We start from the raw sequence: 25,886 nt of genomic DNA, 5'->3' as shown, positions 1-25,886 counted from the left end.
CGGAGAACCCGCCTCAGCGCATCTGGAACAGCTCCTGGTGAAAGCGCGCAAGCGAGCGCCCCAGCTGCTCCATGCCCTGGCGCACCGCCTCGGCAAAACCCTGCGGTCCGCAGAACCACACACTCGCCGCCGGGCTGGTGCCCGCGAGCAACGCTGCGGGTGTCACGGGCCCAGCGTTGTCACTGTAGTGAATCTCCAGCGTCACGCTGGGCAAGCGGGCACACAGTGCAGCCATGCGCTCGGCAAACACCGCCTCACCCGCATGGCGCACACAGTAGTGCAGGTGCACCCGGGGCGCCAGCGCGGGCGTGGACTGCATCGACTCCAGCCAGGCCATGAACGGCGTGGCGCCAATGCCTGCGGCGACCCACACCTGCTCGGTGGCGCTGCCGCTGCGAAAGTCAAAGCAGCCGTACGGCCCCTCGATGCTCACCTGCTGCCCGGGACGGACATGCAGGGGCAACTGGCTCGTGTGGTCGCCCAGCGCCTTGATCGCAAACCGCAGCACGCCATCACCCTGGTCGGCGTTGAGCAGGGTGAAGGGGTGCGCCCCTTCGGCACGGCCAAAGGTGACAAATGCAAACTGACCGGCCGCATGCTTCCAGCCACTGGCGGGGCTGACCTGGCAGGTCACTTCCAGCACCCCAGCCCCTTGGGGCGACACGCTCACCACACGGGCTGCATGGCGGCGGCGGCGCCCGATGGCCCCGGCCAGCGAGCGCACGGCGCACAGCGCCCCCACCAGCGTGCACAGGCCCACCAGAACACCTGCCGGCTGTTGCCACCAAGCAGGCGGCGTGAGCACCACGGCATGGAAGGCCAACACCAGGTACACCACGGCCAGCAGCTTGTGGAGGTAACGCCACACGTGGTACGGGAACCGCTGCCACAGCGTGATGACCAGCATGGCCGCCAGGAACCACACGGCCCACTCTCCCATCTCCTCGGCCAGGTGGCGGAAGGTGTTGAGCCACCAGTCAGCGCGCGGCGTGCGCACCGGGCGACCCACCCAGTCGGCCAGGAGGCTGCGCGAGAGCTGCAGCCCGTAGTGCACCAACCCCAGCACAATCGCGCCAATGCCCGCCCACTTGTGCAGGCGGTAGCTCTTGTCCAGGCCACCGAGCGGTTTTTCCAGCCACGCGGGCCGCACGGCCAGCACCATGATCAGCGACATCAGCGCCCAGGCCGCCACGCCGGTGAGCAGGATCAGCTGGTTGCGCCACCACCAGACATCGCCCCATGCGGCCGGCGCAGGTTGGGGCACCCACAGTGCCAGCAGCCACGCTGTGAATGCCAGCGCCAGAGAGCCCCCCAAGACCTTCTTCCACATCACCAGTCCCAACTATTTATTGCAATGCAGCAACTGTAGAAACCCGCGATGAACGCCACCTGAACGGAGTGTGAAGAGGCGGCAAAGCGTGGTGGCTGGTGGCCGAGGGTTGATCTGCATCAGCAATCTGCGCGGGGGCTGCCCTCCTCTGGGTCAAGTCCGCACAAAACGCGCGAGGGGCCTGCGGGGTGTGGCAGGCACCTCGCCTTCGGGGTAGCCGATGCGGCAGAACATCTGCACGGTGGCGTCCTGCGGCGTGCGCGGCGCGGGCAGCCCCAGCACCAGCTGGTGCACACGCTCGAAGTGCAGGGCCATCTCGGCAAACTCCTGCACGGCCTGGCTCATCGGGTGCATGCCCACACCGAGCGCCGTGGCCTGCAGCTGCTGGCGTACATAGAGGCGGCCGGTGTGGACCTGGTCGCTGCGCGTGTTGGGGCCGGTGATCCACACAAAACCCATGGCCGTGCGGCTGTGCCCTTCAAAGCGGCCCATGGCGCTTTTGTAGGCTGCGCTGCCTTCGACGGGTGGCGCCGAGCGGTCGAACATGCCCAGCGCCGACACCGCGCGCACAAACGGCGAGTTGAGCGAGATGCCGTCGCGGTGCTGCAGGATTTCCCCCGGCCCGACACGCGTGAGGTGGATGCTTTCCATCATGGTGCGCGGCGTGAGCAGCTCAACCCGGGCGGACTCCCAGCACAGCGTGCGCAGGGCGGGCAGCTGGCCGGCGCTGACCGTGCCGCCGACGCCCAGCGGGGCACCGGCCTGGGCACTGCCCAGCAACTGGGCCAGCAACTCGGGCGCCACGGGGCGGGTGGTGTCGAAATCTGTCTTGGGCGTGCGGCGCAGCAGCACCTGGGCGAACAGCGGATCGGGCGCGCCGCCGGGTTGGAGCGTGATGCGCGCCACGGGGCGGCTGTCCCAGTCCTTCAGGGCCATGGGCAACTCGCCCTGCGGCCACAGCAACACTTCACTGGCCACGCCCTGCTGGGCCAGCGCCATCACCAGCAGCTCCAGGAAGGCGCCATGGCCGATCAGGATCTGCCGCCCCAGGGGATCGGTGTGGGGCAGCACCCGCTCGCGGTCGGTGCGCAGGGTGATCACGCCCTCTTCGCGCAGATCCACCAGCCAGGGCTGCAGGTTGTGCGGGTTGGGCGCGGTGATGGCGTAGGCCACGGCGCGGCGGCGCAGGTCGGTCTCGCCCACCGGACCTTTCCAGGCCTCCACCGCCTCGGCGGGATAGTGCGAGCCCACGGCACCACAGGCGACCAGCGTGCCCGCAGTAGCGGCGGCGATGGTGCCACCCCCTGCCAAACGGATGAAGTTGCGACGGTTCATGAGAATGCTCCGATGGTTCAAAAGGTGATGCGGTCAGGCCAGCGCGGCGCGGATTGAACGGATGGACACCAGCCCCAAATCGACCAGCGCCTGGCGCACGGCCTGATCGAAGGGGGTGTGGGGCTCGTCGCCGATGAGCGCGCGCAGGCGGGTGTTGTCCAGACGGTGGGGCGTGCGCCACAGATAGCGCATGTCCGCCAGCGCAGCGAACGTGGGGGCCACCAGCCCCATCACGCGCAGCAGCGGCCACGGCAACTGGTCCACCCGCAGCGCGCCCGCATCGGGCAACCAGCCCTGCTCTGCTGCAATGGCCGTGAAGCTGTGCAGCCACTGCTGCGCGGTAACGTGGTGCCCAGCGAAATGCAGGCACTCGAAGGCGGCCAGCCGGTGCCGCTCCTGCGCCACGCGCACCAGCGTGCGGGCCAGGTCGGGCAGGTACGCCCAGGGCGTGGCCACGTCCAGCGGGCCGGGCCAGGTGATGCGGCCCCGGGGTAGGTCCTTGGCGATGGCCTGGTCGATCCAGCTGCCCGTGCCGCTGCCAAAGAAGTCCCCGGCGCGCAGCACCACGGCGCGCATCTCGCCCCCCTGCGTGGCGGCCTGCAGGCGCTGCTCCAGCTGCACCCGCATGCGGCCCTTGAAGCCCTTGGCGGCCTGGTGCGTGTCTTCGTGCAGTACAGGTGGCATGGCTTCGCCAAAGTTGTAGACGTTGCCCGGCAGCATCAGCGTGGCGCACAGCTGGCGGGTGACGGCAATGGCCGCTTCCATCAATGCGGGGGCTTCTTCGCGCCAGGCCTTGTGGGTGTAGGCGGGGTTCAGCGCATGCACCACCACCTGCGCACCCTGCGCCTGGGCGGCCAGTGCGGCGGTGTCATCGACCGGCACGGGCATCCACCACACCCCAGCGATGGCAGGCAAGGTGGCATGCTGCGCACCGGGCCGCACCTGGGCCAGCACCTGCCAGCCCGCCTGGGCAAACGCACGGGCGGCGGCCAGGCCCAGGCGGCCCCGGGCGCCCAGGATCAGCACGGTGGGCGGCTGCTCGCCAGCGGTGGGGGAGAAGGGTTGAGGGGTCATGCCAGGGCTCCATTCACAAGGGATGGAGCGATTGTGGAAACGCAGGCACCGTTACACAATTGGCTAAGCATTCATACCAGCAATGCAAATATGAATACCACCAACCACCCCACTGCCGCCCGATTGCGGGCACGCTATTGCCATGAACCAGACCTTTGACTGGAGCCTCGTGCAGTCCTTCCTGGCCGCGCTCGACCAGGGCAGCCTGCTGGGCGCCGCACGCGCACTCAACGCCAGCCAGCCCACCATCGGCCGCCACATTGCCGAGCTGGAATCGCAGCTGGGCGTCGTGCTGTTCGAGCGCACCGGGCGCGGCCTGCTGCCCACGGCCACGGCGCTGCGGCTGGCCGAATCGGCCCGCGCCATGGAGATGGGCGCCCACCAGCTCGCACGCAGCGTGTCGGGCGCGGAGGAAGGCGTGACCGGCACCGTGCGCATCACCGCCAGCCAGCCCGTGGCCTGCGTGCTGCTGCCGCCCGTGCTGGCGCGTATGCGCCAGGCGCTGCCCGAAGTGCAGGTGGAGCTGGTGGCCAGCAACCAGGTCACCAACCTGCTGCGCCGCGAGGCCGACATTGCGCTGCGCATGGTGCGCCCCGACCAGGCCAGCCTGGTGGCCAAGCGCATCGGCGCGGTGACGCTGGGTGCCTACGCCCACCGCGACTACCTGCGCCGCAAGGGCACACCCCGCCAACCGCCCGACCTGCTGCAGCACGAGCTGGTGGGCAACGACCGGCACGAAGACATCCAGCAAGGCTTTGCCGCGATGGGCTACCCGGTGGAGCGCGGGCACTTCGCGTTCCGCACCGACGACCTCATGGCCTACTGGGAGGCTGTGCGGGCGGGGCTGGGCATCGGCTTTGTGGGCAACTACCTGGCCCGCACCGACCCGAACGTGGTGGCCGTGCTGCCCATGCTGCCCCTGCCCGATCTGCCCATCTGGCTCACGGTGCACCGCGAGATCCGCACCAGCCGCAAGATTCGGGCGGTGTATGACTTTCTGGCGGCAGAGGTGCCCTTGGTGCTGTAGACCACGGGCAGCTCGCTGCCTGGCTGCTAGCATCCCAGTCCCTTTGTCCATTGCGCCCAAGGAGCCCCATGCGCCCCGTGAGCCCCCCATTCCCCTTCCTTCACCTTCCAGCGCGCCCCGCACTGCTGGTACTGGGCTTGGCCGTCCTGGCCCCGCTGTCTGCAGCCGCCCAAGACACCTCCCGCATCGCCCGTGTCACCGTCTACCCCGGCAGCGCCACGGTAGAGCGCGTGGCCAAGGTGGCCGCTGGCGCACGCAGCCTCACGCTGGCCTGCCTGCCCGCGTCGCTGGATGTGCAAAGCCTGCAGATCAACGCCGACCCCGCCGTGCGCGTGGACGAGTTCAATGTGCTCACCGAAGACCGCGACGTGGCGGCAGGCTGCGCCAGTCCGCTGGACGGCCGCATCCGAGAGCTGGAGGACCAGATCGCGGGGGTGAAGGCCGAGTCCTCGGCCCTGCAGCTGGTGGATGGCTATCTGCGCAGCGTGGCGCAAACCGGCGCGGGCCCGGAGTCGGCAGCGCCTGCCACTTCCGCCCCCCGTGCTGCCACACCGACGCCCGCACAGATCACCGCCACTGCCGAGGTCCTGCGCAAGTCCGGGCAGGACAGCTTTGCGCGCGCGCATCAGCTCCAGCGCAAGCAGGAGGCACTGGAGCTGTCCCTCAAGCCGCTCGCGGCAGAGCGCGACCGCGTGGCCAGCCAGCGTGCGCGGGTGGTGTCAGTCACCATCAACCTGGCTACCGAGCGCGAGGCTGAGCTGCGCCTGTCCTACCAGGTGCGCGGCCCCGGCTGGCAGCCCAGCTACCGCGCCACGCTGGATGCGAACAAATCCATGGTGCTGATCGAACGCCAGGCGCTGGTGGCCCAGAACAGCGGCGAAGACTGGGGCAGTGTGCAGCTGACCCTGTCCACCGGGCAGCCGGGCCGCGCCACTCAAGGGCAACTGCCCCGCCCCTGGTGGCTGAACGTGGCACCGCCCCCGCAGGCCTCGCCCGCGCCGGCCATGGCGATGGCGCCTGCGCCCGCACCGGCCATTGCGTCCCTGTCCCGGTCCCGCAATGCCGCCGAGGAAGCCATGCCCACGTTTGACGTGAGCGCCCTCGACAAGGGGTTTGCCACCGAGTTCGCCGTGCCCCAGCGCATCACCGTGCCCTCCAGCGGCCAGCGCGTGACGCTGGCGCTGGGCAATCACAGCGCCCCCGCCACGCTGGTCACGCGCACGGCACCGGCCATGGAAGAAGCCGCCTACCTGGTTGCCCACATTGCCCAGCCGCCCGGCGTGTGGCCGGCAGGCGCAGCAGGCCTGTACCGCGATGGCGCCTTTGTGGGCAACGGCCGCATCGACTTTGGCGCGCCCAGTGCAGGCGCCCCAGCCGGCAGCACCAGCCTGTCGTTTGGCCGCGATGAGCTGGTCACCGTACGGGCCGAGCCCGTGCAGGATCTGACGGGCAGCAGCGGGTTTACCGGCTCGCGCGTGGAGCGCAAGACGCGCCGGACCTACAGCGTGGAGAACCGCCACAAGACGGCCATCACGCTGCAGGTGCTGCATGCCGCACCAGTGTCGCGCAACGAAAAGATCGAGGTCGAATCGCGCTACCAGCCCCAGCCGTCGGACACAGCCTGGAACCGCACGCCCGGCACCGTATCCTGGCAGCAATCCGTGGCGACGGGGGCCACTGCCCAGTTCAGCGCCGAGCACACCATCCGCTACCCCAAGGACGTGGAGCTGATCGAACGCCAGTGACCTTGGCAACACGGTGACTGGCCCTCCAAAGACCCCGCGCAACGGCGTGTCGGTCACAATCCGCCCCAGCGATCACATTGGTGCCACCAAGCCCCCAGGAGCCCGCCGCCATGAGTTACCAACACCTCCTTGTTGCCGTTGACGGCAGCCCCACCGCTGACCACGCTGTGAACGAAGCCACGGGCCTGGCCAAGGCAACGGGTGGACGCATTCGCCTGCTGAACGTGATGGACCCTTTGGCCCACATCAGCGGTTTTGAGCGGCCCGAGGTTTACAGCCAGGAGGTGCTGCCCCGCCTGCGCCAGGCGGGCGAGGCGTTGCTGCGCCGCGCCCAAGAGCGCGTGGCGCAAAGCGGTGTGCCGGTGGACACGGTGCTGATCGAAAACCTGGATGCCCGGGTGGCTGACCTGGTGGTGGAACACGCGCGGGCCTGGGGCGCCGACCTGATCGTGCTGGGCACCCACGGGCGCCGTGGCCTGGCACGCGTGCTGATGGGCAGTGATGCCGAGCAGATTGCCCGCACCGCCCCCGTGCCCGTACTGCTGGTGCGCCTGCCTGCCGGGGCAGACGGCGGTGCCGCCAGCGCCTGATCAATTTTCCGTCGCGACATGACCGCTTCCGAGCCACTGCCACCCCTTGCCCCCCTGCGCCCCAGCGTGCGCTTCATGCTGTCCCACCCCGCCCACTTCATGGCGCTGGGCTTTGGCGCGGGCCTGGCCCCCAAGGCGCCAGGCACCGTGGGCACGCTGTGGGCCTGGCTGGCCTACCTGGTGCTGCAGCAGTGGCTGAACCCGCGGCAAATGGGCCTGTTGATCGTGATCAGCACCGTGGTGGGCTGGTGGGCCTGCACCACCACAGCGCGCCACATGCGCGTGGCCGACCCCGGCAGCATCGTGTGGGACGAAGTCGTGGCCTTCTGGCTGGTGCTGTGGCTGGCCATGCCCATGGGGCTGTGGGGGCAGGTGGTGGCGTTTGGGCTGTTCCGCTTTTTTGATGCTGCCAAACCTGGCCCGGTTGGCTGGGCCGACAGCCTGTTCAAGGGCTTTGGCTGGCGCGGGGGCTGGGGTATCTTGTGGGACGACTTTGTGGCAGCCTTCTGTACCTTGCTGGTCATCGCACTGTGGAGGTTCTGATGGCACCCACGTCACTATCAAAAAGTGAGCTGCTAGCGCAAGAAGTACAAGCGCTTGAGGCCAATTTGACGCAAATATCGCTGCGTTTGCTGGCCCGCCGCCACATGCTGGCCACCGCCGAAAGCTGCACCGGCGGCATGATCGCCGCCGCCTGCACCGACCTGTCGGGCTCGAGCCAGTGGTTCGAGCGCGGCTTTGTGACCTATTCCAACGAGGCCAAGGCCGAGATGCTGGGGGTGCCCCCCAGCCTGATCGAGCAGCACGGTGCGGTGAGCGAGCCTGTGGCACGCGCCATGGCCGATGGTGCGCTGACCCACTCGCGCGCGCAGGTCAGCCTGGCCGTGACCGGCGTCGCGGGCCCCACAGGCGGCACCGAGACCAAGCCGGTGGGCACCGTGTGGTTTGCCTGGTGCGTGGGCGGCGAAACCCACAGCGAGATGCAGCACTTTGCCGGGGACCGCGCCGCCGTCCGCACGGCCACGCTGCGATACGCCCTGAAGCGGCTGCTCAGCCTGCTGCCTGCCTGACCTCGCTGGCAAGATCCCCGGCCCCGGCATGAGCGGCCGCTGTCGTCCACAAGACAGGGCTTCACCCGCCCCTTGCCACACCATACGGCCATGACAACGAAACCCTCCTGGTTTGACGGCTTTGCCACCCGGCGCATCAGCACCTCGGGCGCGGAGATCTTTGTGCGCACCGGCGGCACCGTGGGCGCACCCCCGCTGCTGCTGTTGCACGGCTTTCCGCAAACCCATGCGCTGTGGCATCGCGTGGCGCAGCAATTGGCACGCGACTACTGTCTGGTGCTGCCGGACTTGCGCGGTTATGGCGACTCATCCCACGCGCCCGGCCTGCCCGACCACAGCAACTACAGCAAACGCGCCCTGGCGCAGGACATGGCCGAGGTGATGACCACGCTGGGCCACGACACGTTCTACCTGTGCGGCCACGACCGGGGCGGCCGTGTGGCCCACCGCCTGGCGCTGGACCACGCCGCGCGTGTGAAGAAGCTGTGCGTGATCGACATCGCCCCCACGCTCGACATGTACGCGCGCACCGACATGGAGTTTGCGCGCGCCTATTACCACTGGTTTCACCTGATCCAGCCCGCGCCGCTGCCCGAGACCATGATCGGCGGCAACGCCCGCGCCTACCTGCACGCCAAGCTGGGCGGCTGGGGCAGCGCGGGCCTGGCCCACATCGAGCCACAGGCCCTGGCCGATTACGAACGCTGCTTTTGCACACCCGAAGCCATCCACACCGCCTGTGAGGACTACCGCGCCAGTGCGGGCGTCGACCTGGACCACGACCGCGACAGCCGCGCGCGCGGCGAAAAAATAGCGTGCGACACCCTCGTGATCTGGGGTGCGCACGGCGTGGTGCACCGGCTGTTCGATCCGCTGGCACTCTGGCAGGCGCAGTGTGCGGGCGTGGTCACTGGCCAGGCCGTTCCGGCGGGGCACTTCATCCCCGAACAATTGCCCGAGGCCACGGCCCAGGCGCTGAGCGCCTTCATGCACTGACGACCAGGTCCGACACGGCCCGAAAGGGCAATCGAAAGGCTCTGCCGTGCATTTGTTCACGCGCTGCGCGGCCACCATGCCCCGTGCAGTGCGCACAGGTGACATCGCGTTCCTAGAATCCGCCGCTTCGCACGCTGCGGAACCCATGGCCAGCACCGGTGGCTGGTAAGCCATCACCTTCCGCAGCGCCCCCACTGTGCCTTGCCGATTGCGTGACCATGCCTCCCTTTACCGCGACCCAGAACCAACTGCTCACCGAGCATCTGCGCAGCTTTCTGCCAGGCATTGAGCCCGAGGCGCTGGAGCTGCTGCGCGCCCAGCTGGAGTGGGTGGAGGTGCCCGGCGGCAGCACGCTGATGGCGCAGGGCGAGCCCGGCGAGTCGATGTACCTCACCGTGAGCGGCCGCCTGCGTGCCTATGTGCGCAGCGATGACGGCAGCATCGGCCCGCAGCGCCGTGTGGCCGATATGGGCCGGGGCCAGGTGATTGGCGAGATCAGCCTGTTCACCGACGCACCCCGCGCCGCCACCGTGGTCGCCGTGCGCGACTCGGTGCTGGTGCGACTGACCAAGGACGTGTTCAAGACCCTGCTGGCCAGCAGCGCCCAGGTATCGATTGCGCTCACGCGCCAGATCATCCAGCGCCTGCAGTCGGGCGCCGCCACCCATACGGCCGCGCAGGAGCGCCCGGTGGCCATGGGCCTGCTGCCGGTGAGCAGCGGCGTAGACCTGCAGGCTTTTGGCCAGCGTCTGGCGCGCCACCTCGGCACGGTAGGCCGCGTACGGGTGGTGGACTCGACCACCGTGGACGCCGAATTGCAGGAGCCCGGCATTGCGCAGCGCGAAGGCGCCGACGCCACGGCCAACCGCCGCATTGCCATGCTGCTCGACGATATCGAGGCCCGCAACGACTTTGTGCTGCTGCTGGCCGACCCCGAGCCCACCCCCTGGACGCGCCGCGTGAGCCGCCACTGCGACGAGTTGCTGCTGCTGGCCGACGCGCAGGCCGAGCCCGCCATCCACCCGATTGAAGAAAACTGCCTGCTGCGCCGCGCGCCCCTGGCCGAGGCCGCCGAGATCCTGGTGCTGCTGCACCCGGAAGGCACGCAGTGCCCACGTGGCACCCAGCAATGGCTGGACCGCCGCCCCGTGGCCGACCACGTGCATGTGCGCCCCACCCTCGACCGCGACATGGCGCGCCTGGCCCGCATCCAGAGCCGCACGGCCGTGGGCCTGGTGCTGGCGGGCGGCGGCGCACGCGGCTTTGCGCACCTGGGCATCTACCGCGCCTTGCAGGAAGAAGGCGTGGAGATCGACTGCGTGGGCGGCACCAGCATTGGATCGGTCATGGCCGCGTATGTGGCATCCGACCGGCCGCTGGCGACGGTGATGGCCAACGCCCGAGAGGCGTTTCGCACCAACCCCACGGGAGACTTCAACCTGCTGCCGCTGATGTCGCTTATCAAGGGCCGCCGACTGCGCCACATCCTGCATGACGCCGTGGGCCGGCTGGTGGGCTTCCCGGCCCAGGTGGAAGACCTGTGGAAGAACTACTACTGCGTGGCCACCAACTACTCGCGCGCCAGCGAACAGGTGGTGCGCCGTGGCAGCCTGGTGAAGTCGCTGCTGGCCAGCATCTCCATCCCCGGCGCGCTGCCACCCGTGGTGCACGAGGGCGACCTGCTGTGCGATGGTGGCACGTTCAACAACTTCCCAGTGGATGTGATGCGCAGCAGCATGCGCGGCGTGGGCACGGTGATTGGTGTGGACCTGAACTTCCGCAAGCCCCGCCGCATCGAGCTGGACGACATCCCCAGCAGCTGGGCCCTGCTGCGCGACAAGCTGCGGCCGCGCGCGCAGCGCCGCTACAAGCTGCCCTCGCTGGCCAGCTACCTCATGCAGGTCACCATCCTGTACAGCATGTCGCGGCAGCGCCAGTCGCAGCAGCTCACCGACCTGTACTTCAACCCCCCCATGGACCGCGTCGGCATGCTGCAATGGAACCGGTTCGAGCAGATCGTGCAGCAGGGGTATGCGCACGGCATCCAGGTGCTGGACGCATTGGATGACACTCAGCGGCGGCGCATCGGCGGGCTGCGCACCAGCTGAAAGCACATCGCCGCGCCGGTCCCGCAGGGGGCAGGCAGCGCGACGGCCCCGGTGTAGCATGGGCGCCCTTGAGGAGGAGAACCCATGCACCCCAACGCCCAGACCCTGCAACGCTTCTACACCGCGTTTGCCCAACTGGACCACGCCACCATGGCCGCCTGCTATGCCCCCGACGCCACGTTTGACGACGAGGCCTTTTCCCTGAAAAGCCGCGAGCAGGTGGCAGGCATGTGGCGCATGCTGTGCACTGCGACGAAAAAGCCCGGCGCCGCCGAGCACTGGAAGCTGGAGTTCAGCGGCATCGACGCCGATGCGCAGGGCGGCAAGGCGCACTGGGAGGCGCACTACCTCTTCAGCGCCACCGGGCGCAAGGTGCACAACATCATCGACGGCACCTTCACCTTCACGCCCGACGGGCTGATTGCCACTCACCGTGACCGCTTCAACTTCTGGCGCTGGGCGCGGCAGGCACTGGGCGCACCGGGCCTGCTGCTGGGCTGGTCGCCTTCGCTCAAGCGCAAGGTGCGGAGTACGGCAGCGGGGAATTTGAAGAAGTTTCTGGCGCAGGGTTGAACCCGCACCGGCTGGCGGACACCACCCACGGACAAGGAAACGCCATGCAGGTGCAAGGCCAATGCTATTGCGGCGCAATCGCCTACGAAGCGCAGGCGGAGCCCGGCACTGCTACGGTGTGCCATTGCACGGACTGCCAAGCGCATTCCGGCTCCGCCTTCCGTGCCAACATCCAGGCCCCGGCGGCAGGCTTTCGGCTCACCCGCGGCACACCCCGCACGTACATCAAGACAGCGGCCAGCGGCAACCGGCGTGTGCTGGCCTTCTGCGACGTCTGCGGAAGCTCGCTGTATGCCTGCGCGGCCGACAATCCGCAGACCTATTCCCTGCGGCTCGGAACCATCACGCAAAGGCACGAGCTGGGCACGCCGCAGCGCCAGATCTGGACGCGGCGCCGCCTAGCGTGGGTCACCTTGCCAAAAGACATCGACGCGTTCGACGGACAGCCGTAGCGCCCCACGGTCGCAGGGGCTTGCAGCAAAAGCTGCGGGGCTATCAGCCTTTCGCGCTTTTTCTGCAAGCACGACCAGATAACAAAAAAGTAGTGCCAGAGGTTGCGCTTACGCGCCGTGGCACTTCTTGTACTTCTTGCCGCTGCCGCAGTGGCAAGGGTCATTGCGCCCCGGCTCGGGCGCCTTGCGTACCGTCTCCACGCGAGGGCCCATGCTCTTCCACAGCTGGCGCAGGTCGTACACGGCCCAGATGGCTTCGCCGAAGGCTTCCACGCGCGCCTGGCTGGTGCTGGGCGGGCCGTCTTCGTCGTACATGCAGACCTCGGGCTTACCGGTGTCGTCTTCGGTCAGGGCCACGATGCGCTCCAGCGCATCGTCCAGCCACTTGGCAGCTTCCTTGTCGCGCGGGGCGGCCCAGTCTTCGGGCCAGTTCTCCACCGCAAACATGAAGCCCAGCGCCCAGACCTGGCCGAAGGACGGGATCTCCTGGTCGTCGCCCATCTCGGCACGCTGCTCGTCGGTCAGGCTGGCCACGGCGCCGCGCATGTCCATGGCTTCGGGCTGGAAGGTGCGGTCGTCGTCCAGCGTCTTCACGTCGGTGTCGAGCTGGGCCACGATCTCGTTCCAGCGGCGCATCCACAGGTCCATAAAGCGGGCTTGCTGGGCGGCATCGGCAAACGCGGGCAACTGCGGCAGCGGGTCGCCTTCGGCCACATCCAGCTCGGCGCCGTCGCCCAGCAGCATGGGCAGGTATTCGGCCGGGCCGATGGGGCGGCGGCTGCAGATCAGCGCGGTCATGAAGCCGTCGCAGAACTCCCACTGCGGGATTTCCTCGCCGCGCGCGCGCAGGTCGTCGAGGATGTTGTCCATCTCCTCCAGCTCATCCGGGCCCAGCGCAGCGGCCGGGGCGGTGGTGGGGTCGAGATCGTCAGTGGCGGGGGTGGGCGATGCAGGTTCGGTCATGGGAGGACTCCGGTCGTCAAGGGAGAAAGCGGGGGCGGCAAAACAATGTTTTACTTTTATGATGCGCAGGCCTTGTGCCGTGGCGCTGGTGTAGCGGCGGAGGTACGGCGACCCGGGGTGGTGCCGGGCCTCAAAAGCGCCTTGCGCAACATGGCAACCCGATAAAAAGGCGGTCAGTGTAGCCCCCTCTCGCACCGCCACCAGAACCAGGACCCCCATGCTCCACCAACTGAACTCCCTGTACCCGGTGCGCTACACGGCCTTTGCGCTGTGCGTTTTCGGGCTGCTGCTGTCGCTGTTTGCGCTGGTGGCTTTTCACGTAGGGTTGCCCGTGGTGCTGGTGTTTGCTGCCCTGGTCGCAGTGGGCGTGTACGACCTGCAGCAGTCGCGCCACGCCATTTTGCGCAACTACCCGGTCATCGGGCACATCCGCTTCATGCTCGAATATGTGCGGCCCGAGGTGCGCCAGTATTTCATCGAAAGCGATAGCGAGGCCGCGCCGTTCTCGCGCGCCCAGCGCTCGCTGGTGTACCAGCGCGCCAAGGGCGACCCGGACAACCGCCCCTTCGGCACGCACCTGGACGTGGGCGCGCATGGGTATGAATGGGTGAACCACTCGCTCGCGCCCACGCAGCTGCCGTCGCACGACTTCCGTGTGTGGATCGGGGGTAGCCCCGATGCGCCGTCGCCATCGGTATCGCCTTGCACCCAGCCCTACCACGCGAGCGTGTTCAACATCTCGGCCATGAGCTTTGGCGCACTGTCGGCCAACGCCATCCTGGCGCTCAACCAGGGCGCCAAAAAAGGTGGCTTTGCGCACGACACGGGCGAGGGCAGCATCAGCCAGCACCACCGCGTGCATGGCGGGGACCTGATCTGGGAGATTGGCTCAGGCTACTTTGGCTGCCGCAACCACGATGGCACCTTTAGCGAAGAGCGTTTTGCGGCCAATGCCACCGACCCGCAGGTCAAGATGATCGAGCTGAAGCTGAGCCAGGGCGCCAAGCCCGGCCACGGCGGCGTGCTGCCCGGCGCCAAGGTGACGGCCGAGATCGCCGCCGCACGCGGGGTGAAGGAGGGCGAAGCCTGCATCTCGCCCGCCAGCCACAGCGCCTTCCGCACGCCGGTCGAGATGATGCAGTTCATCGCCAAACTGCGCACGCTTTCGGGCGGCAAGCCCACGGGCTTCAAGTTCTGCCTGGGCCACCCTTGGGAGTGGTTTGCCATCGTCAAGGCCATGCTGGTCACGGGCATCACGCCCGACTTCATCGTGGTCGATGGCGCCGAGGGCGGCACGGGGGCGGCGCCCGTGGAGTTCAGCGACCACGTGGGCGCCCCGCTGCAAGAGGGCCTGCTGCTGGTGCACAACACGCTGGTGGGCGTGAACCTACGCGACCACGTGCGCATTGGCTGCGCGGGCAAGGTCATCAGCGCCTTCGACATCGCTCGCATGATGGCGCTGGGCGCCGACTGGTGCAACGCGGGGCGTGGCTTCATGATGGCGCTGGGCTGCATCCAGGCGCAAAACTGCCACACCGGCCACTGCCCCACGGGCGTGACCACCCAAGACCCGCTGCGCCAGCAGGCCCTGGTGGTGCCCGACAAGGCCACGCGCGTGGCGCAGTTCCACCGCAGCACGCTGCACGCGCTGCAGGAACTGGTGCAGGCCGCCGGGCTGCGCCACCCCAAGGACATCACGGCCCACCACATCGTGCGCCGCATCAGCGACACCGAGGTGCGCCTGCTGTCCAACCTGATCACGCGCATGCAACCGGGCGCGCTGCTCGGCCCGCTCGACGCGCAGCACAACGTGTTCCGCCTGTACTGGCCGCTGGCCAGCGCGCACAGTTTTCAGGCCAGCGAGCCTGCGCTGGAACCCTCCATCCCCCACCATGTCGAGCTGGTGCACGCCGCAGCCGTGGGCACCGCAGCGGCGGTGGCGGGGGACGCTGCTGTATGAATCTGACGATGGACGCATCCGCCCCCACCCACACCACCGCCCCGGACTACGCCGCCTTTTTGCAGCAACAACTCGCCACCCAGCCGCACAACGTGATGGCCCATGTGCTGGGCAACGAACAGATCTGGATCAAGCGCGCGGGAGCCCCCCACGGAACAGGCCGCTACCGCGCCATGGCCTTGCTGGCCGCCCTGCTGCGGCTGGATGCCCTGCGCCCCGTGCCCAACCCCGGCGGCCCCACGGCCATTGCCACCGAAGTGCAGCGCCTGCGCGACCTGGCAGCACGCGGCATCCGCGTGCCCGTAGTGCTGGCCGCGTTGCCGAATGGTTTTGCCATGCGCCACCTGGGCAACGTGGGTGAGGAAACCCATTCGCTGGGCAACGAGATCGACCACGCCGTGCAGGCGGGCGACACGGCCGCTGTGCTGGCGCTGTGGCAGCAGGGGTTGGGCACCCTGACCCAGGTGCACCACCAGGGCACCTGCCTGAGCCAGGCGTTTGCGCGCAATCTGGTGCGCTGCCCCGATGGCGAGGTGGCCTGCATCGATTTTGAGGACGACCCCGCCGCCGTGCTGCCGCTGGCGGTGTGCCATGTGCGCGATGCGCTGTGTTACGCGCATTCCACCGCGATTTACCTACATGCCAGCGGCACGCTGACCGAGGGGCGCGAGCGCTGGGCGGCGTGGGTGGCGCAGGGGAGCGAGGAGATGCGGGCGGTGCTGGCCACCAGTGTCCGGCGGATGGGGTGGATGCGGAATCTGCCCACCAATCGCAAACTGGGGCGGGATTTGCAGCGGGTGCGGGCGGCGTATGACCTCTTGGCTCAAGGCTAGATCAACCAGTAGGTCGGGTTAGCCGCTGGCGTAACCCGACAGGCCATGCCCGTGGAAGAAAACGTCGGGTTAGACCGCGCTACCCCAACCTACGCTAGCCACAGCCAGGCAGCAACCCCCAAGCAGCCCACCGACAGCATCACAAAAATCCAGTAGAGGCCGGGAATGCCCCCCACTGCAGTGATTTCGTTCGATTGCGCGCCCTCCTGCTCGGCGCGCGACAAAGGATCCACACCAACCGCCCGACCGGAAGAGGGCGGCACGGCCCAGACTTTGTGACCGGATGTCCGGTTGAACTGAAACGCATCAAAAGCGAGGTAGGCGAAGAAGCCCGAGAGGACAAGAAAACCCAACGGTCCCATACCGATCCTTGCAGCAGAAACTAATCAATGCGTGATCAGGCCGCCGCCGTGGCGGGCGCCTCTTCCAGCACCAGCGCAGTCGCCACATCCGCCCCCAGGTTCACCAACCGCTTGCGCATGCAGATCACCGCCTTGTCCTTGCTCAGCAAAATTGCCCGGTGCGCCGCCGCCAGGTCGATGAACTTCTGGTCGTCCGCGTCCTTGCACACGTAAGTCACCTTGGGTGCGATGTCCACCCGCCGCGACTGCGCATCAAACGCCGTCAGCACCTTGGCGGCACTCACGCGGTAGTAGTTCATGCGCTCAACGATGTGCGGGTAGGCCAGCACGCGCTCCAGCTCATCGCGCATGACGTGGGTGGCGATCCAGGCCAGGCGCCCTTGGGCCAGCAGCGTGCGCAGGGGGGCGGTGCGCGGGTCGCTGAAGATCAGCAGGTCGAGCGCCACATTGGTGTCCACCACCACGGGGCGTGCGGGCTCGTTCGCCAATGCCTCGGCGGGAAGGCGCAGTTCAACCTTCATGGCGCGGGCCGCCGTCGGGGGTAGGCTTGGCAGCCCGGTCGCGCACGGCGCCCTTGATCATGTCGAAGCGGAACATGCGGCATTCGATGGGGCCGTTCCACATCGGTACGCGGCGCGATTCCTTCAGGCGCATCTTGCCGGGCAGTTTCAGGTCGGGCGTCAGCATCCAGGCCGTCCAGCCGCTGTAGTTCTTCTTCCAGTGCGTGGCGAGCTGGCTGAAGAATTCGCCGCCGTCTTCGGTCTGCGCCTCTTCGCGGCCCACGGCCATGCCCTGGGCGCGGTCGGCCGCGCGCTCGCTGGCGTTGCGGCCCGCGCTGCCTGCGGCGGCAATGCGCTCGCCGTAGGGTGGGTTGAGCAGCATCACACCGGGTTGCTCGCAGGGTGGCATGCGCTGCAGGGCGTCGCCGCCGCGCAACTGCACGGCCTGGGCCACGCCTGCGCGCTCGGCGTTGCGCTGCGCAAAATCGACCATGCGGAAGGCCACATCACTGCCAAACAGGGGCACAGCGCTAGTACATATTGCGCCTTCAGCTTCGTTTTTGATAGCAGACCAAACGTGCGCCTGGAAGGGCAGCAGCTTTTCAAACGCAAAGCGACGCAGCATGCCCGCCGGGATGCGGCAGGCGATCTGCGCAGCCTCGACCACGATGGTGCCGCTGCCGCAGCAGGGGTCATACAGGGGCTGGGGGTTGTCGCCGTGCGGGTCCCAGCCGCTGGCGGCAATCATGGCGGCGGCCAAGGTCTCCTTGAGCGGCGCGTCGCCCTTGTCCTCGCGCCAGCCGCGCTTGAACAGCGGCTCGCCCGAGGTGTCGATGTAGATCGTGGCCTCGTCGGTGGTCAGGTGCAGGTGGATGCGCACATCGGGCCACTGGGTGTTCACATCGGGGCGTACGCCGCTCTTGTGGCGGAAGCGGTCGGCCACCGCGTCCTTGACCTTGAGGCCCGCGAAGTTCAGGCTCTGCAGCGGGCTGTGCTGGGCCGTCACCTCGACCTTGAAGGTCTGGCGCGTGGTGAACCAGATCTCCCAGGCCACCTCGCTGGCCATGGCATAGAGGTCGTTCTCAGACCGGTAGGGGCGGTGCGCCAGTTGCACCAGAACGCGCTGGGCCAGGCGGCTGTGCAGGTTGAGCTGCATGGCCTGGCGCCACGAGGCGCGCAAGAGCACACCGCCCCGGCCCACCAGCAGGTCTTGCCCCGTGAGGCCGGTGATGCCATGCACCTCGTCAGCCAGAAAGCCCTCGACGCCCGCAGCGCAAGGGAGAAAAAGTTGGAGTTGGTTCATGTCGATGGGGAGGATACGCGCTCGGACAATGCATGGGAATCCGGCGTGCCTGCGCGGGCCAGCAGCAGCTGACGGATGGAGTCTGGGATGGGAGCAACCTTGCGGCTGGCCTTGCCGATGAAGACGATGCCGATCTTGCCGCGCGCCACCTCGCGGCCTGAGGTCTTCTCGGTCATGCAAAAGACCAGGTCAAACCCATAGCGGTTGAAATCCGCCGGCGCCATCTCCACCCGCATGGTTTCGCCGTGAAAACCTTCGGACTTGTACTGCGCCACGATGTCGCCGACCACGATGGACAGACCGCCCACATCGGCCTCGGGGTAGCCGAGTGACTGAAAGAAGCGCACCCGCGCTTCGGACACCAGGCTGAGCAGCTGCGCGTTGTCCAGATGCCCGCCCTGGTTCACGTGGCTGATGTAGATCTGCAGTTCGGTGGCAAAGCCGAAGTGCGGTGGGAGGTCGAAGACGATGCGGGCCATGGTCGGAAAGTGGGAGGGCAAAACAGGAAGCGAAGGCAGGTGCCAGCGACGGACATAGCGCATTGCGCGAAAGACAGGGTCTGCCCTTCCAGGCGCCAGATGGGAAGCACAGGGGGACGCCATCCCATCTACAGCGTGGTGCCCAGGCCACTGCAGGGGAGTGTTGCGCACGAGTCCTGTGGGCCGGGCGCCACTGTCTCGTATGCTCTCGGGCAGTGGATTTTACCGGAGCCCCTTCATGCGCCCTTTTGTTCGGACCCTGTTGACCACCCTGGCGCTGGCCGTGGTGCCGTTGGCAGCCAACGCCCAGACGCTCTACAAATCAGTGGGTACGGACGGCAGGGTGGTTTACAGCGACAAGCCTCCCACGACCGGTGCCGTAGAGAAAACGATGAAGCTGGAAAACCTGCCGGTCAGCGTGGTACCGGGGGCGGGCCCCGCCCCCAAAACAGCCACTCCGGACACTCCACAGATTGCGGCTCCTCGGGGCGATGTGGTGCTGTACATGGCCACCTGGTGCGGCTACTGCAAGGCGGCCAAGGCCTATCTGGCGAGCAAGGGCATCGCCTATCGGGAGCTGGATATCGACACGCCTTCTGGCAAGGCGGCGTTCAGTCAGCTGGGGGCCAGAGGCGTACCGGTCTTGCTGACCAACGGCCAGAAGATCGCAGGATTCACGCCACAAGCATATGACGCGGTATTCATGGCGCGCAAATAGCCCGGCATTGAACTGTTGCCTGGACGACCAGAGAACACTCGCGCGCCTCCACGCCGGGAGCGCTAAAGCGCCTTGCGCAAATTCGCTGGCGCGATCTTGAGCGCCTCGCGGTACTTGGCCACGGTGCGGCGTGCGCACTCGATGCCCTGCTCCTTGAGCATCTCGGCGATCTGGCTGTCGGACAGCGGCTTGGCCGGGTTTTCGGCGGACACGAACTGCTTGATCAGTGCGCGCACGGCCGTGCTGGACGCATTGCCACCGGTCTCGGTGCCCAGGCCAGAGCCAAAGAAGTACTTCAGCTCGTAGGTACCGATCGGCGTGGCCATGTACTTGGCCGTGGTCACGCGGCTGATGGTGGACTCGTGCAGACCCAGTTCGTCGGCGATGTCGCGCAGCACCAGGGGGCGCATGGCCAGCTCGCCGTGGGTGAAGAAGTTCTTCTGCCGCTCGACGATGGCGCGCGAGACGCGCAGGATGGTGTCAAAGCGCTGCTGGATGTTCTTGATGAACCAGCGCGCCTCCTGCAGGCGCTGCTGCATGCCCTGGTGGCCTTCGCCGCCCTTGTGGCCTCGTAGCGCGCCGGCGTAGATGTCGTGCACGCGCAGACGGGGCATCACGTCGGGGTTGAGCTGCACGATGAAGTTGTGCTGGCCGTCCCGCCCGTTGGCGCGACCGGCTTTGCGCACGATGACGTCGGGGATGATGATGTTGCGCTCTACGTCGGCAAAACGGCGGCCGGGGCGAGGCTCCAGGCGGGCGATGAGTGCCATGGCAGAGCGGGTGCGTTCTTCTCCGGCCACGCCACCTTCGCTGCACAGCTGCGTCAGGCGGCGGATGTCTCGGCGAGCCAGCATCTCCAGCGGCTGCTGACAGATGCGCAGCGCGGTCTGCACGGTCTCGGGGTCGGCGTCGCTGTCTTCATCCGCCGCCAGCGCCGTGAGCTGCAGCGTCAGGCATTCAGACAAATTGCGCGCGCCCACGCCCACGGGCTCCAGGCTTTGCAACAGGCGCTGGGCCACGGTGAAGCGGTGCACCAATTCTTCGATCTGTTCCAGGTCGTCGGGCCCGGCCAGGCTGATGGCCAGCTCTTCAAGCGACTCTTCCAGGTAGCCGTCGTCGTTCAGCGATTCGATGAGAAAACGCAGCGCGGCCGTGTCCACTTCAGACAGCCGCAGCGACAGTGCCTGGCGGTGCAAAAAGGCGGTGAGCGATTCGTGCGAACGGGCCAGCTCGGTGGCGTCGGCCTCGTCGCCTTCCGCATCGTTGCGGGTGCGCGCCGGGGCGTCGCCACCCCACTCGGCGTCGTTGGGCGCCATCTCGACGGTGCCGTCGCCGCTCCAGTCGGGCTCGTCGGCACTTCCATTGGGGATTTCAGCCTCGTTTTGGCTCTCAGCGCTAGTACTGCTTGCACCGACCGATCCTAAAAACATAGCATCATCGGCGCTGTACTCGTCGGCCTGCGCGGGCGTGTCGGCGGCTTCCAGGCCAAACTCCTCGCGCGGTGCTTCGTCGGCATTGCGTTCGAGGAACGGGTTTTCGTCGAGCATCTGCTCGACTTCCTGCGAGAGTTCGAGCGTGGACAACTGCAGCAGCCGGATGGACTGCTGGAGCTGGGGGGTCAATGCAAGGTGCTGCGAGACGCGCAGCGACAGTCCAGGCTTCATCACATGCGGAAATGCTCGCCCAGGTACACGCGGCGTACTTCGGCGTTGTCCACGATCTCGGAGGGCGTGCCCTGCGCCAGCACGCGGCCGTCGCTGATGATGAAGGCGTGGTCGCAGATGCCCAGCGTCTCGCGCACGTTGTGGTCGGTGATGAGCACACCGATACCGCGTGCCTTGAGGAAGCCGATGATGCGCTGGATCTCGATCACTGCGATGGGGTCGATGCCGGCAAAAGGCTCGTCCAGCAGGATGAAACGCGGCTGGGTGGCCAGGGCACGGGCGATCTCGACGCGGCGGCGCTCGCCACCGGACAGCGCCAGCGCGGGCGAGGCACGCAGGTGGTCCACACGCAGCTCTTGCAGCAATGCCGTCAGGCGTTCTTCGATGGCGTCGCGCGACAGCGGCTGGCCGTCATCGGCGCGCTGCAGTTCCAGCACCGCACGCACGTTTTCTTCGACGGTGAGCTTGCGGAAGATCGAGGCTTCTTGCGGCAGGTACGACAGACCCAGCCGCGAGCGGCGGTGGATGGGCATGTGGGCCACCGAGTGGCCATCGATGCGAATATCACCTGCATCGCTGCGCACCAGGCCCACGATCATGTAAAAGGATGTGGTCTTGCCCGCGCCGTTGGGGCCGAGCAACCCCACAACCTCGCCTTTTTGCACCACCAACGACACATCCTTGACGACCTTGCGGCTGCCATAGGATTTGGCCAGATGCTGTACCTCCAGGCGGCTACCCGCCTGGGAGTCAGGACCGGTACTCACAGCAGGCCCGCTCACTTGGCGCCGCCGCCAAGGCTGTTGCTGGGGCGCAGCGCCGGTGCGGGCGCGTCAGGCGCTGGGGCCGGGGCTGCCGCGCCGGGCGGAGGGTCTTTGGGCGCCAGCACGGCGCGCACACGACCACCGGGCGCTGGTGTGTCGCCCGCCGCAGCAGAAGAGGCTGGTGCCTTCTGGCCATCGACGGTGAACACGTCGGTGAGGTTGTTGTAGACGATCACGGCGCCGGTGATCTCGTCGTTCAATACCGACCCACGGTACCGGCGGAGTTCGGCGCGGGTGATGAAGCGCACGTTGTCGGCCTTGCCGTCGTATTCGATGACTTCGCTTTCGCCTTCGATGAACTCGTCAGGCGCCCCCGCCACGGTGTCGCGCTTTTGGCGGAAGAACGCCCGTTTGCCCGCCTCGGCCGTGACCACGCCGTACTGGTAGCCGTCGGCGTCCTGGCGCACATCCAGCCGCGCGCCGCGCAGCACGATGGTGCCCTTGGTCATCACCACGCGGCCCGAGAACACGCTGGTCTGCTTGAGTTCATCGTGGCGCAGGGCGTCGGCCTCGATGTTCATGGGCTTGGCACGGTCAGCCTTTTCGGCATGTGCCATGCCCGCAAGGCCGGTCAGGGCTGCGAGCACAAGGAGGGGGAGTAGGCGGTGGGTCATAGGGCACGAATCTTGCAATGATTGTAGCCACCCGATGGTACCCACCCCGAAAAAAAAGCCCGCGTCAGCGGGCCTTTGGGACAACTTGCCGACAGGGTCGGCACATCGTCAGGCTTTGCGTGCCGTGGCCGCCAGGTATTCGACCACCTGCAACACGGTTTGCATGCTGCCGGCCATCGTGCCGTCGGTGTAGTACTTGCCTGCCACACCCATGGAAGGCACGCCCTCAACACCGTACGAATCTTGCAGCTGCGAGGCGCGACGCACCTGGTTGGCCACGCTGAAGGAGCCGTAGACCTCCTTGAACTTGGCCGCATCCACGCCCTGCTGGGTCACCCAGGCCAGGATTTCGTCGTCCTTGGCGAGCTTGGCCTTTTCCACGTGGATGGCACGGAAGACCTTGGCGTGCAGGGCTTCGAGCTTGCCCATGCCTTCGAGCGTGTAGTACAGCTTTTGCTGGGGCACGAAGCTGGCGTTGAACGCCACAGGCACGCGGCGGATGGAGAGGTCCTTGGGCGCAGCCTTGACCCAGGCGTCCAGCGTGGGCTCGAAGGCGTTGCAGTGGGGGCAGCTGTACCAGAAGAACTCGATCACATCGACCTTGCCAGCCGGCGCATCGGGGGCGACGGGCTTGTCCAGCCGCTTGAAGTCCTTGCCCTCCTTGAACTGGCGGGCTTGCGCCATGGCGGGGTTGGCCACTGGCAGCGTCAGGGCAGAAGCGGCAACCGCCGAGGCGGCGGACAAAGAAAACTCACGGCGTTTCATGACAAAGACTCTCCTGGTTCAGGTATGCGGGATGTGAGACATCCCTTTACAAAAAGTTCAGCCCTGGTGGTGGCGCTGTATGCACAGGCCCCTGTTCACAGCCACAGGCCGATCAGCGCTGCACACGCACCAGCGCCGATTCCAGCCCGGCGCCATCGAGTTTCTCTTTGAGCACTTCGGCATCGTCACGCTTGGTGAAAGGACCGATGCGCACCCGGAAGACCGCCCGGCCATTTTGCTCACGCTCGCTCACGCGGGCCTCCCAGCCCAGCATGGCCAGCTTGGCGCGCTGGGCGTCTGCGTCGGCCTGGGTGCGGAAGGCGCCCGCCTGCACAAAGTAGTCAAACGGGTCCACACTGCCCTTGGCCGCGGCCTTGGCCACGGCCAGATCGCCCAGCGGGTCAGCGCCCGGCTTGCTCTCGGCCTTGGCCTCGGCTTTGGCGTCTGGCTTGCTCGCGGCAGGCTTGGCAGCCGACGCGGCGGCGCGCACCTCAGGGGCGGGAGCGGATGCAGGGGCTGACGCGGCTGCCGCCACCGCTGGCGCCGCAGGGCGGGCCGGGTTCTTGCCATACAGCGGCGAATTCGGGTCCCAGTTCTTGTTTTTCTGGGACTCCGCTGCGTCCAGGTCGGCACCGCGGCCATTGCCCTTGTTCAGGAAGGGCACCGGCACCTTGGTCACGTACACGGCCACGGCCAGCGCCGCGCCCAGGCCCACGATGACCCCGACGATGAAGCCGACAATGGTCCCGCCCGTCTGTTGCTTTTTCATATTGGTAGTAACTGCTTACATTCTGGCCGGGGCCGACACGCCCAGCACGGCCAGGCCATTGTGCAATACCTGGGCGGTGGCAGCGACCAGCGCCAGGCGCGCCTTCTTCACAGCCTCGTCGTCCACGAGGATGCGCTCGGCATCGTAATAGCTGTGGTAGCTGGCGGCCAGGTCGCGCAGGTAGAAGGTCACATCGTGTGGCGCCTCACCGTCGGCGGCGGCGGTGAGCATCTCGGGGTACTTGGCCAGTTGCAGCATCAGCGCCTGGGCCTGCGGGCCTTCGAGGGCGGACAGGTCCACATCCTTGAGCGAAGCCACATCACCACCGCCCGCCTCTTGCCACGCACGCAGCACCGACTGGATGCGAGCATGCGCGTACTGCACGTAGTACACGGGGTTGTCGTTGTTCTGTGCCACGGCCAGGTCCACGTCGAAGGTGTACTCGGTGTCGGGCTTGCGGCTGAGCAGGAAGAAGCGCACCGCGTCCTTGCTGGTCCACTCGATCAGGTCGCGCAGCGTGACGTAGCTGCCCGCACGCTTGCTGATCTTGACCTCTTCGCCGCCCTTGACCACCCGCACCATGGTGTGCAGCACGTAGTCGGGGTAGCCCTGCGGAATGCCCACATCGGCCGCCTGCAGGCCGGCGCGCACGCGGGCGATGGTGCCGTGGTGGTCCGTGCCCTGGATGTTGACGACCTTGGTGAAGCCGCGCTCCCACTTGGCAATGTGGTAGGCCACGTCGGGCACGAAGTAGGTGAACGTGCCGTCCTGCTTGCGCATGACGCGGTCCTTGTCGTCGCCGTAGTCAGTGCTCTTGAGCCACAGCGCGCCGTCCTGCTCGTAAGTCTTGCCGTTGGCAATGAGCTTGTTCACCGTGGCCTCGACGCGGCCGCTGGTATACAGGCTGGACTCGAGGTAATACTCGTCGAACTGGAGGTTGAACGCCTGCAGGTCCTTGTCTTGCTCGTTGCGCAGGTAGGCCACCGCAAACTGGCGGATATTGTCGTAATCCTCCACATCGCCATTGGCCGTGAACTCGCGGTCGTCGGCCTTGACGGTGGCCTTGGCCTTGAAGGCCTCGGCAATGTCGGCGATGTAGTCACCGTTGTAGAAGTTCTTGGCCAGCGGGTTTTCGCTGTCGGTAGGCCAGCAGTCGTCTCCGGGCTTGAAACCCTTGGCGCGCAGCTGCGTGCTCTTGGTCAGAGTGTCGATCTGCACGCCCGCGTCGTTGTAATAGAACTCGCGGTGCACCTTCCAGCCCTGGGTGCTGAACAGGTTGCAGATGGCATCGCCCAGCGCGGCCTGGCGGCCGTGGCCCACGTGCAGCGGGCCCGTGGGGTTGGCCGACACGAACTCGACCAGCACCTGCTGGCCATTGCTGGCCTGGTAACCAAAGCGCTCGCCCGCAGCCAGCACCTCACGCACCACTTCCTGCTTGGCGGCGGGTTGGAGGCGGATGTTCAGAAAGCCCGGGCCCGCGATTTCAATGGCGGACACCCAGCGCTGAAAGGCGGGCGTGCCTTCGAGGGCGGTCTTGAGCTGTTCCCCCAGTGCGCGCGGGTTGAGCTTGAGGGGCTTGGCCAGTTGCATGGCTGCGGTGCAGGCGAAGTCGCCATGGGCCGCCACCTTGGGAGATTCAAATGCCGCCTTGGCGCCAGCGCCGGGGGACAGGTTTTCCAGCTCGGCTGCGAGCGCAGCGAGCAATTCATTTTTGGCTGTGAGCATCGGAGGATTTTACGGGTCTGCCAGCAGCAGGGCGCCAGACGCGCCGCCAGGAGGCATCCCGCAGCCAAAGGCACAATGGGCCGCAATGCCCTTTCAACCGGAGATTG

At 67.2% G+C, this 25,886-nt stretch carries 26 protein-coding genes; 12 read left to right on the top strand and 14 right to left on the bottom strand.

The window, feature by feature from the left end; all coding sequences use genetic code 11:
- Window positions 1-13 precede the first annotated feature (13 nt).
- From CLU87_RS22865 to CLU87_RS22855, 3 genes are all read right to left on the bottom strand, one after another.
- Window positions 14-1,330: a ferric reductase-like transmembrane domain-containing protein gene (locus tag CLU87_RS22865; protein ID WP_233193845.1), complete on the bottom strand. Its 1,317-nt coding sequence runs from the start codon at window positions 1,328-1,330 to the stop codon at window positions 14-16.
- A gap of 153 nt (window positions 1,331-1,483) precedes the next feature.
- Entirely contained in the window at window positions 1,484-2,665 is a 1,182-nt protein-coding gene (locus tag CLU87_RS22860; RefSeq protein ID WP_099731925.1) for a twin-arginine translocation pathway signal protein, read from the bottom strand.
- 33 nt (window positions 2,666-2,698) lie between these two features.
- The gene (locus CLU87_RS22855) at window positions 2,699-3,739 is read right to left on the bottom strand and encodes an NAD-dependent epimerase/dehydratase family protein (protein ID WP_099731924.1); all 1,041 of its coding nucleotides are present in this window, start codon (window positions 3,737-3,739) and stop codon (window positions 2,699-2,701) included.
- A 142-nt stretch (window positions 3,740-3,881) separates the two neighbouring features.
- Between CLU87_RS22855 and CLU87_RS22850 the strand changes: the two genes are divergently transcribed.
- From CLU87_RS22850 to CLU87_RS22810, 9 genes are all read left to right on the top strand, one after another.
- Window positions 3,882-4,766: a LysR family transcriptional regulator gene (locus tag CLU87_RS22850; RefSeq protein WP_099731923.1), complete on the top strand. Its 885-nt coding sequence runs from the start codon at window positions 3,882-3,884 to the stop codon at window positions 4,764-4,766.
- 68 nt (window positions 4,767-4,834) lie between these two features.
- Entirely contained in the window at window positions 4,835-6,511 is a 1,677-nt protein-coding gene (locus tag CLU87_RS22845; protein WP_099731922.1) for a DUF4139 domain-containing protein, read from the top strand.
- A gap of 110 nt (window positions 6,512-6,621) precedes the next feature.
- Window positions 6,622-7,101, top strand: a complete 480-nt coding sequence (locus CLU87_RS22840; protein ID WP_056747817.1) for a universal stress protein — start codon at window positions 6,622-6,624, stop codon at window positions 7,099-7,101.
- A gap of 18 nt (window positions 7,102-7,119) precedes the next feature.
- On the top strand, window positions 7,120-7,644 hold the full coding sequence (locus CLU87_RS22835; RefSeq protein WP_056065252.1) for a phosphatidylglycerophosphatase A: 525 nt from the start codon (window positions 7,120-7,122) through the stop codon (window positions 7,642-7,644).
- On the top strand, window positions 7,644-8,171 hold the full coding sequence (locus CLU87_RS22830) for a CinA family protein (RefSeq protein ID WP_099731921.1): 528 nt from the start codon (window positions 7,644-7,646) through the stop codon (window positions 8,169-8,171). Before CLU87_RS22835 ends, CLU87_RS22830 begins: the two co-directional genes overlap by 1 nt.
- A 90-nt stretch (window positions 8,172-8,261) precedes the next feature.
- The gene (locus CLU87_RS22825; protein ID WP_099731920.1) at window positions 8,262-9,167 is read left to right on the top strand and encodes an alpha/beta fold hydrolase; all 906 of its coding nucleotides are present in this window, start codon (window positions 8,262-8,264) and stop codon (window positions 9,165-9,167) included.
- A 218-nt stretch (window positions 9,168-9,385) separates the two neighbouring features.
- Window positions 9,386-11,275: a patatin-like phospholipase family protein gene (locus CLU87_RS22820; RefSeq protein ID WP_099731919.1), complete on the top strand. Its 1,890-nt coding sequence runs from the start codon at window positions 9,386-9,388 to the stop codon at window positions 11,273-11,275.
- 84 nt (window positions 11,276-11,359) lie between these two features.
- Window positions 11,360-11,848 carry a nuclear transport factor 2 family protein gene (locus CLU87_RS22815; RefSeq protein WP_099731918.1) on the top strand — a complete coding sequence of 163 codons (489 nt, stop codon included), beginning with the start codon at window positions 11,360-11,362 and terminating at the stop codon, window positions 11,846-11,848.
- A gap of 44 nt (window positions 11,849-11,892) precedes the next feature.
- Window positions 11,893-12,300 carry a GFA family protein gene (locus CLU87_RS22810; protein WP_099731917.1) on the top strand — a complete coding sequence of 136 codons (408 nt, stop codon included), beginning with the start codon at window positions 11,893-11,895 and terminating at the stop codon, window positions 12,298-12,300.
- Between the two features lie 108 nt (window positions 12,301-12,408).
- Here CLU87_RS22810 and CLU87_RS22805 read toward each other — a convergent pair whose 3' ends face one another.
- A complete protein-coding gene (locus CLU87_RS22805) occupies window positions 12,409-13,263 on the bottom strand; it encodes a YecA family protein (RefSeq protein WP_099731916.1) in 855 nt (284 codons plus the stop codon).
- 217 nt (window positions 13,264-13,480) lie between these two features.
- Between CLU87_RS22805 and CLU87_RS22800 the strand changes: the two genes are divergently transcribed.
- Both CLU87_RS22800 and CLU87_RS22795 read left to right on the top strand, forming a co-directional pair.
- Entirely contained in the window at window positions 13,481-15,223 is a 1,743-nt protein-coding gene (locus CLU87_RS22800; protein WP_099731915.1) for an FMN-binding glutamate synthase family protein, read from the top strand.
- 8 nt (window positions 15,224-15,231) lie between these two features.
- On the top strand, window positions 15,232-16,056 hold the full coding sequence (locus tag CLU87_RS22795) for a hypothetical protein (protein WP_199170865.1): 825 nt from the start codon (window positions 15,232-15,234) through the stop codon (window positions 16,054-16,056).
- Between the two features lie 89 nt (window positions 16,057-16,145).
- Here the strand turns inward: CLU87_RS22795 and CLU87_RS22790 are convergent, their stop codons facing one another.
- Genes CLU87_RS22790 through CLU87_RS22775 form a run of 4 tightly spaced genes read right to left on the bottom strand, consistent with a single transcriptional unit; the run spans window position 16,146 to window position 18,700 of the window.
- Window positions 16,146-16,418 carry a hypothetical protein gene (locus CLU87_RS22790; RefSeq protein ID WP_056747795.1) on the bottom strand — a complete coding sequence of 91 codons (273 nt, stop codon included), beginning with the start codon at window positions 16,416-16,418 and terminating at the stop codon, window positions 16,146-16,148.
- A 35-nt stretch (window positions 16,419-16,453) separates the two neighbouring features.
- Complete coding sequence (locus CLU87_RS22785; protein WP_099731913.1) at window positions 16,454-16,939, bottom strand: putative toxin-antitoxin system toxin component, PIN family; 486 nt, start codon at window positions 16,937-16,939, stop codon at window positions 16,454-16,456.
- Window positions 16,929-18,221 carry a class I SAM-dependent RNA methyltransferase gene (locus CLU87_RS22780; protein ID WP_099731912.1) on the bottom strand — a complete coding sequence of 431 codons (1,293 nt, stop codon included), beginning with the start codon at window positions 18,219-18,221 and terminating at the stop codon, window positions 16,929-16,931. The genes CLU87_RS22785 and CLU87_RS22780 overlap by 11 nt, the downstream gene beginning before the upstream one ends.
- Entirely contained in the window at window positions 18,218-18,700 is a 483-nt protein-coding gene (locus tag CLU87_RS22775; protein ID WP_099731911.1) for a thioesterase family protein, read from the bottom strand. The genes CLU87_RS22780 and CLU87_RS22775 overlap by 4 nt, the downstream gene beginning before the upstream one ends.
- Before the next feature lie 238 nt (window positions 18,701-18,938).
- Here CLU87_RS22775 and CLU87_RS22770 point away from each other — a divergent pair, with 238 nt between their 5' ends.
- On the top strand, window positions 18,939-19,418 hold the full coding sequence (locus tag CLU87_RS22770) for a glutaredoxin family protein (protein WP_158236094.1): 480 nt from the start codon (window positions 18,939-18,941) through the stop codon (window positions 19,416-19,418).
- A 62-nt stretch (window positions 19,419-19,480) separates the two neighbouring features.
- Here CLU87_RS22770 and CLU87_RS22765 read toward each other — a convergent pair whose 3' ends face one another.
- The 6 genes from CLU87_RS22765 to argS all read right to left on the bottom strand — a co-directional run bounded on the left by CLU87_RS22765 (window position 19,481) and on the right by argS (window position 25,779).
- Window positions 19,481-21,082 (bottom strand): RNA polymerase factor sigma-54, encoded by a 1,602-nt coding sequence (locus CLU87_RS22765; RefSeq protein WP_099731909.1) that lies wholly within the window; start codon window positions 21,080-21,082, stop codon window positions 19,481-19,483.
- Window positions 21,082-21,864 carry an LPS export ABC transporter ATP-binding protein gene (lptB, locus tag CLU87_RS22760; protein ID WP_056065226.1) on the bottom strand — a complete coding sequence of 261 codons (783 nt, stop codon included), beginning with the start codon at window positions 21,862-21,864 and terminating at the stop codon, window positions 21,082-21,084. Before lptB ends, CLU87_RS22765 begins: the two co-directional genes overlap by 1 nt.
- Window positions 21,861-22,520 (bottom strand): lipopolysaccharide transport periplasmic protein LptA, encoded by a 660-nt coding sequence (lptA, locus tag CLU87_RS22755; RefSeq protein WP_056065224.1) that lies wholly within the window; start codon window positions 22,518-22,520, stop codon window positions 21,861-21,863. The genes lptB and lptA overlap by 4 nt, the downstream gene beginning before the upstream one ends.
- A 108-nt stretch (window positions 22,521-22,628) precedes the next feature.
- Window positions 22,629-23,285, bottom strand: a complete 657-nt coding sequence (locus CLU87_RS22750) for a thiol:disulfide interchange protein DsbA/DsbL (protein WP_056747786.1) — start codon at window positions 23,283-23,285, stop codon at window positions 22,629-22,631.
- Between the two features lie 112 nt (window positions 23,286-23,397).
- The gene (locus CLU87_RS22745; protein WP_056747785.1) at window positions 23,398-24,054 is read right to left on the bottom strand and encodes an SPOR domain-containing protein; all 657 of its coding nucleotides are present in this window, start codon (window positions 24,052-24,054) and stop codon (window positions 23,398-23,400) included.
- Between the two features lie 15 nt (window positions 24,055-24,069).
- On the bottom strand, window positions 24,070-25,779 hold the full coding sequence (gene argS, locus CLU87_RS22740; protein ID WP_099731908.1) for an arginine--tRNA ligase: 1,710 nt from the start codon (window positions 25,777-25,779) through the stop codon (window positions 24,070-24,072).
- Between the last annotated feature and the right edge of the window lie 107 nt (window positions 25,780-25,886).

This window comes from Acidovorax sp. 59 (assembly GCF_002754175.1).
GTDB classification, from domain to species: Bacteria; Pseudomonadota; Gammaproteobacteria; order Burkholderiales; family Burkholderiaceae_C; genus Acidovorax; species Acidovorax delafieldii.
The sequence above is the reverse complement of the archived record's forward strand: the minus strand, read 5'-3'. Positions and strand labels throughout refer to the sequence as shown.

Bases quoted from the DNA above. Each gene is read 5' to 3' on its own strand.
- CLU87_RS22825 (WP_099731920.1), top strand. From the start codon at position 8,262: ATGACAACGAAACCCTCCTGGTTTGACGGCTTTGCCACCCGGCGCATC.
- CLU87_RS22745 (WP_056747785.1), bottom strand. From the start codon at position 24,054: ATGAAAAAGCAACAGACGGGCGGGACCATTGTCGGCTTCATCGTCGGG.
- CLU87_RS22750 (WP_056747786.1), bottom strand. From the start codon at position 23,285: ATGAAACGCCGTGAGTTTTCTTTGTCCGCCGCCTCGGCGGTTGCCGCT.
- CLU87_RS22830 (WP_099731921.1), top strand. From the start codon at position 7,644: ATGGCACCCACGTCACTATCAAAAAGTGAGCTGCTAGCGCAAGAAGTA.
- CLU87_RS22770 (WP_158236094.1), top strand. From the start codon at position 18,939: ATGCGCCCTTTTGTTCGGACCCTGTTGACCACCCTGGCGCTGGCCGTG.
- CLU87_RS22785 (WP_099731913.1), bottom strand. From the start codon at position 16,939: ATGAAGGTTGAACTGCGCCTTCCCGCCGAGGCATTGGCGAACGAGCCC.
- CLU87_RS22775 (WP_099731911.1), bottom strand. From the start codon at position 18,700: ATGGCCCGCATCGTCTTCGACCTCCCACCGCACTTCGGCTTTGCCACC.
- CLU87_RS22815 (WP_099731918.1), top strand. From the start codon at position 11,360: ATGCACCCCAACGCCCAGACCCTGCAACGCTTCTACACCGCGTTTGCC.
- CLU87_RS22865 (WP_233193845.1), bottom strand. From the start codon at position 1,330: ATGTGGAAGAAGGTCTTGGGGGGCTCTCTGGCGCTGGCATTCACAGCG.
- CLU87_RS22840 (WP_056747817.1), top strand. From the start codon at position 6,622: ATGAGTTACCAACACCTCCTTGTTGCCGTTGACGGCAGCCCCACCGCT.
- CLU87_RS22850 (WP_099731923.1), top strand. From the start codon at position 3,882: ATGAACCAGACCTTTGACTGGAGCCTCGTGCAGTCCTTCCTGGCCGCG.
- argS (WP_099731908.1), bottom strand. From the start codon at position 25,779: ATGCTCACAGCCAAAAATGAATTGCTCGCTGCGCTCGCAGCCGAGCTG.
- CLU87_RS22790 (WP_056747795.1), bottom strand. From the start codon at position 16,418: ATGGGACCGTTGGGTTTTCTTGTCCTCTCGGGCTTCTTCGCCTACCTC.
- CLU87_RS22855 (WP_099731924.1), bottom strand. From the start codon at position 3,739: ATGACCCCTCAACCCTTCTCCCCCACCGCTGGCGAGCAGCCGCCCACC.
- CLU87_RS22780 (WP_099731912.1), bottom strand. From the start codon at position 18,221: ATGAACCAACTCCAACTTTTTCTCCCTTGCGCTGCGGGCGTCGAGGGC.
- CLU87_RS22835 (WP_056065252.1), top strand. From the start codon at position 7,120: ATGACCGCTTCCGAGCCACTGCCACCCCTTGCCCCCCTGCGCCCCAGC.
- CLU87_RS22765 (WP_099731909.1), bottom strand. From the start codon at position 21,082: ATGAAGCCTGGACTGTCGCTGCGCGTCTCGCAGCACCTTGCATTGACC.
- CLU87_RS22845 (WP_099731922.1), top strand. From the start codon at position 4,835: ATGCGCCCCGTGAGCCCCCCATTCCCCTTCCTTCACCTTCCAGCGCGC.
- CLU87_RS22860 (WP_099731925.1), bottom strand. From the start codon at position 2,665: ATGAACCGTCGCAACTTCATCCGTTTGGCAGGGGGTGGCACCATCGCC.
- lptA (WP_056065224.1), bottom strand. From the start codon at position 22,520: ATGACCCACCGCCTACTCCCCCTCCTTGTGCTCGCAGCCCTGACCGGC.
- CLU87_RS22805 (WP_099731916.1), bottom strand. From the start codon at position 13,263: ATGACCGAACCTGCATCGCCCACCCCCGCCACTGACGATCTCGACCCC.
- CLU87_RS22800 (WP_099731915.1), top strand. From the start codon at position 13,481: ATGCTCCACCAACTGAACTCCCTGTACCCGGTGCGCTACACGGCCTTT.
- CLU87_RS22820 (WP_099731919.1), top strand. From the start codon at position 9,386: ATGCCTCCCTTTACCGCGACCCAGAACCAACTGCTCACCGAGCATCTG.
- CLU87_RS22795 (WP_199170865.1), top strand. From the start codon at position 15,232: ATGGACGCATCCGCCCCCACCCACACCACCGCCCCGGACTACGCCGCC.
- CLU87_RS22810 (WP_099731917.1), top strand. From the start codon at position 11,893: ATGCAGGTGCAAGGCCAATGCTATTGCGGCGCAATCGCCTACGAAGCG.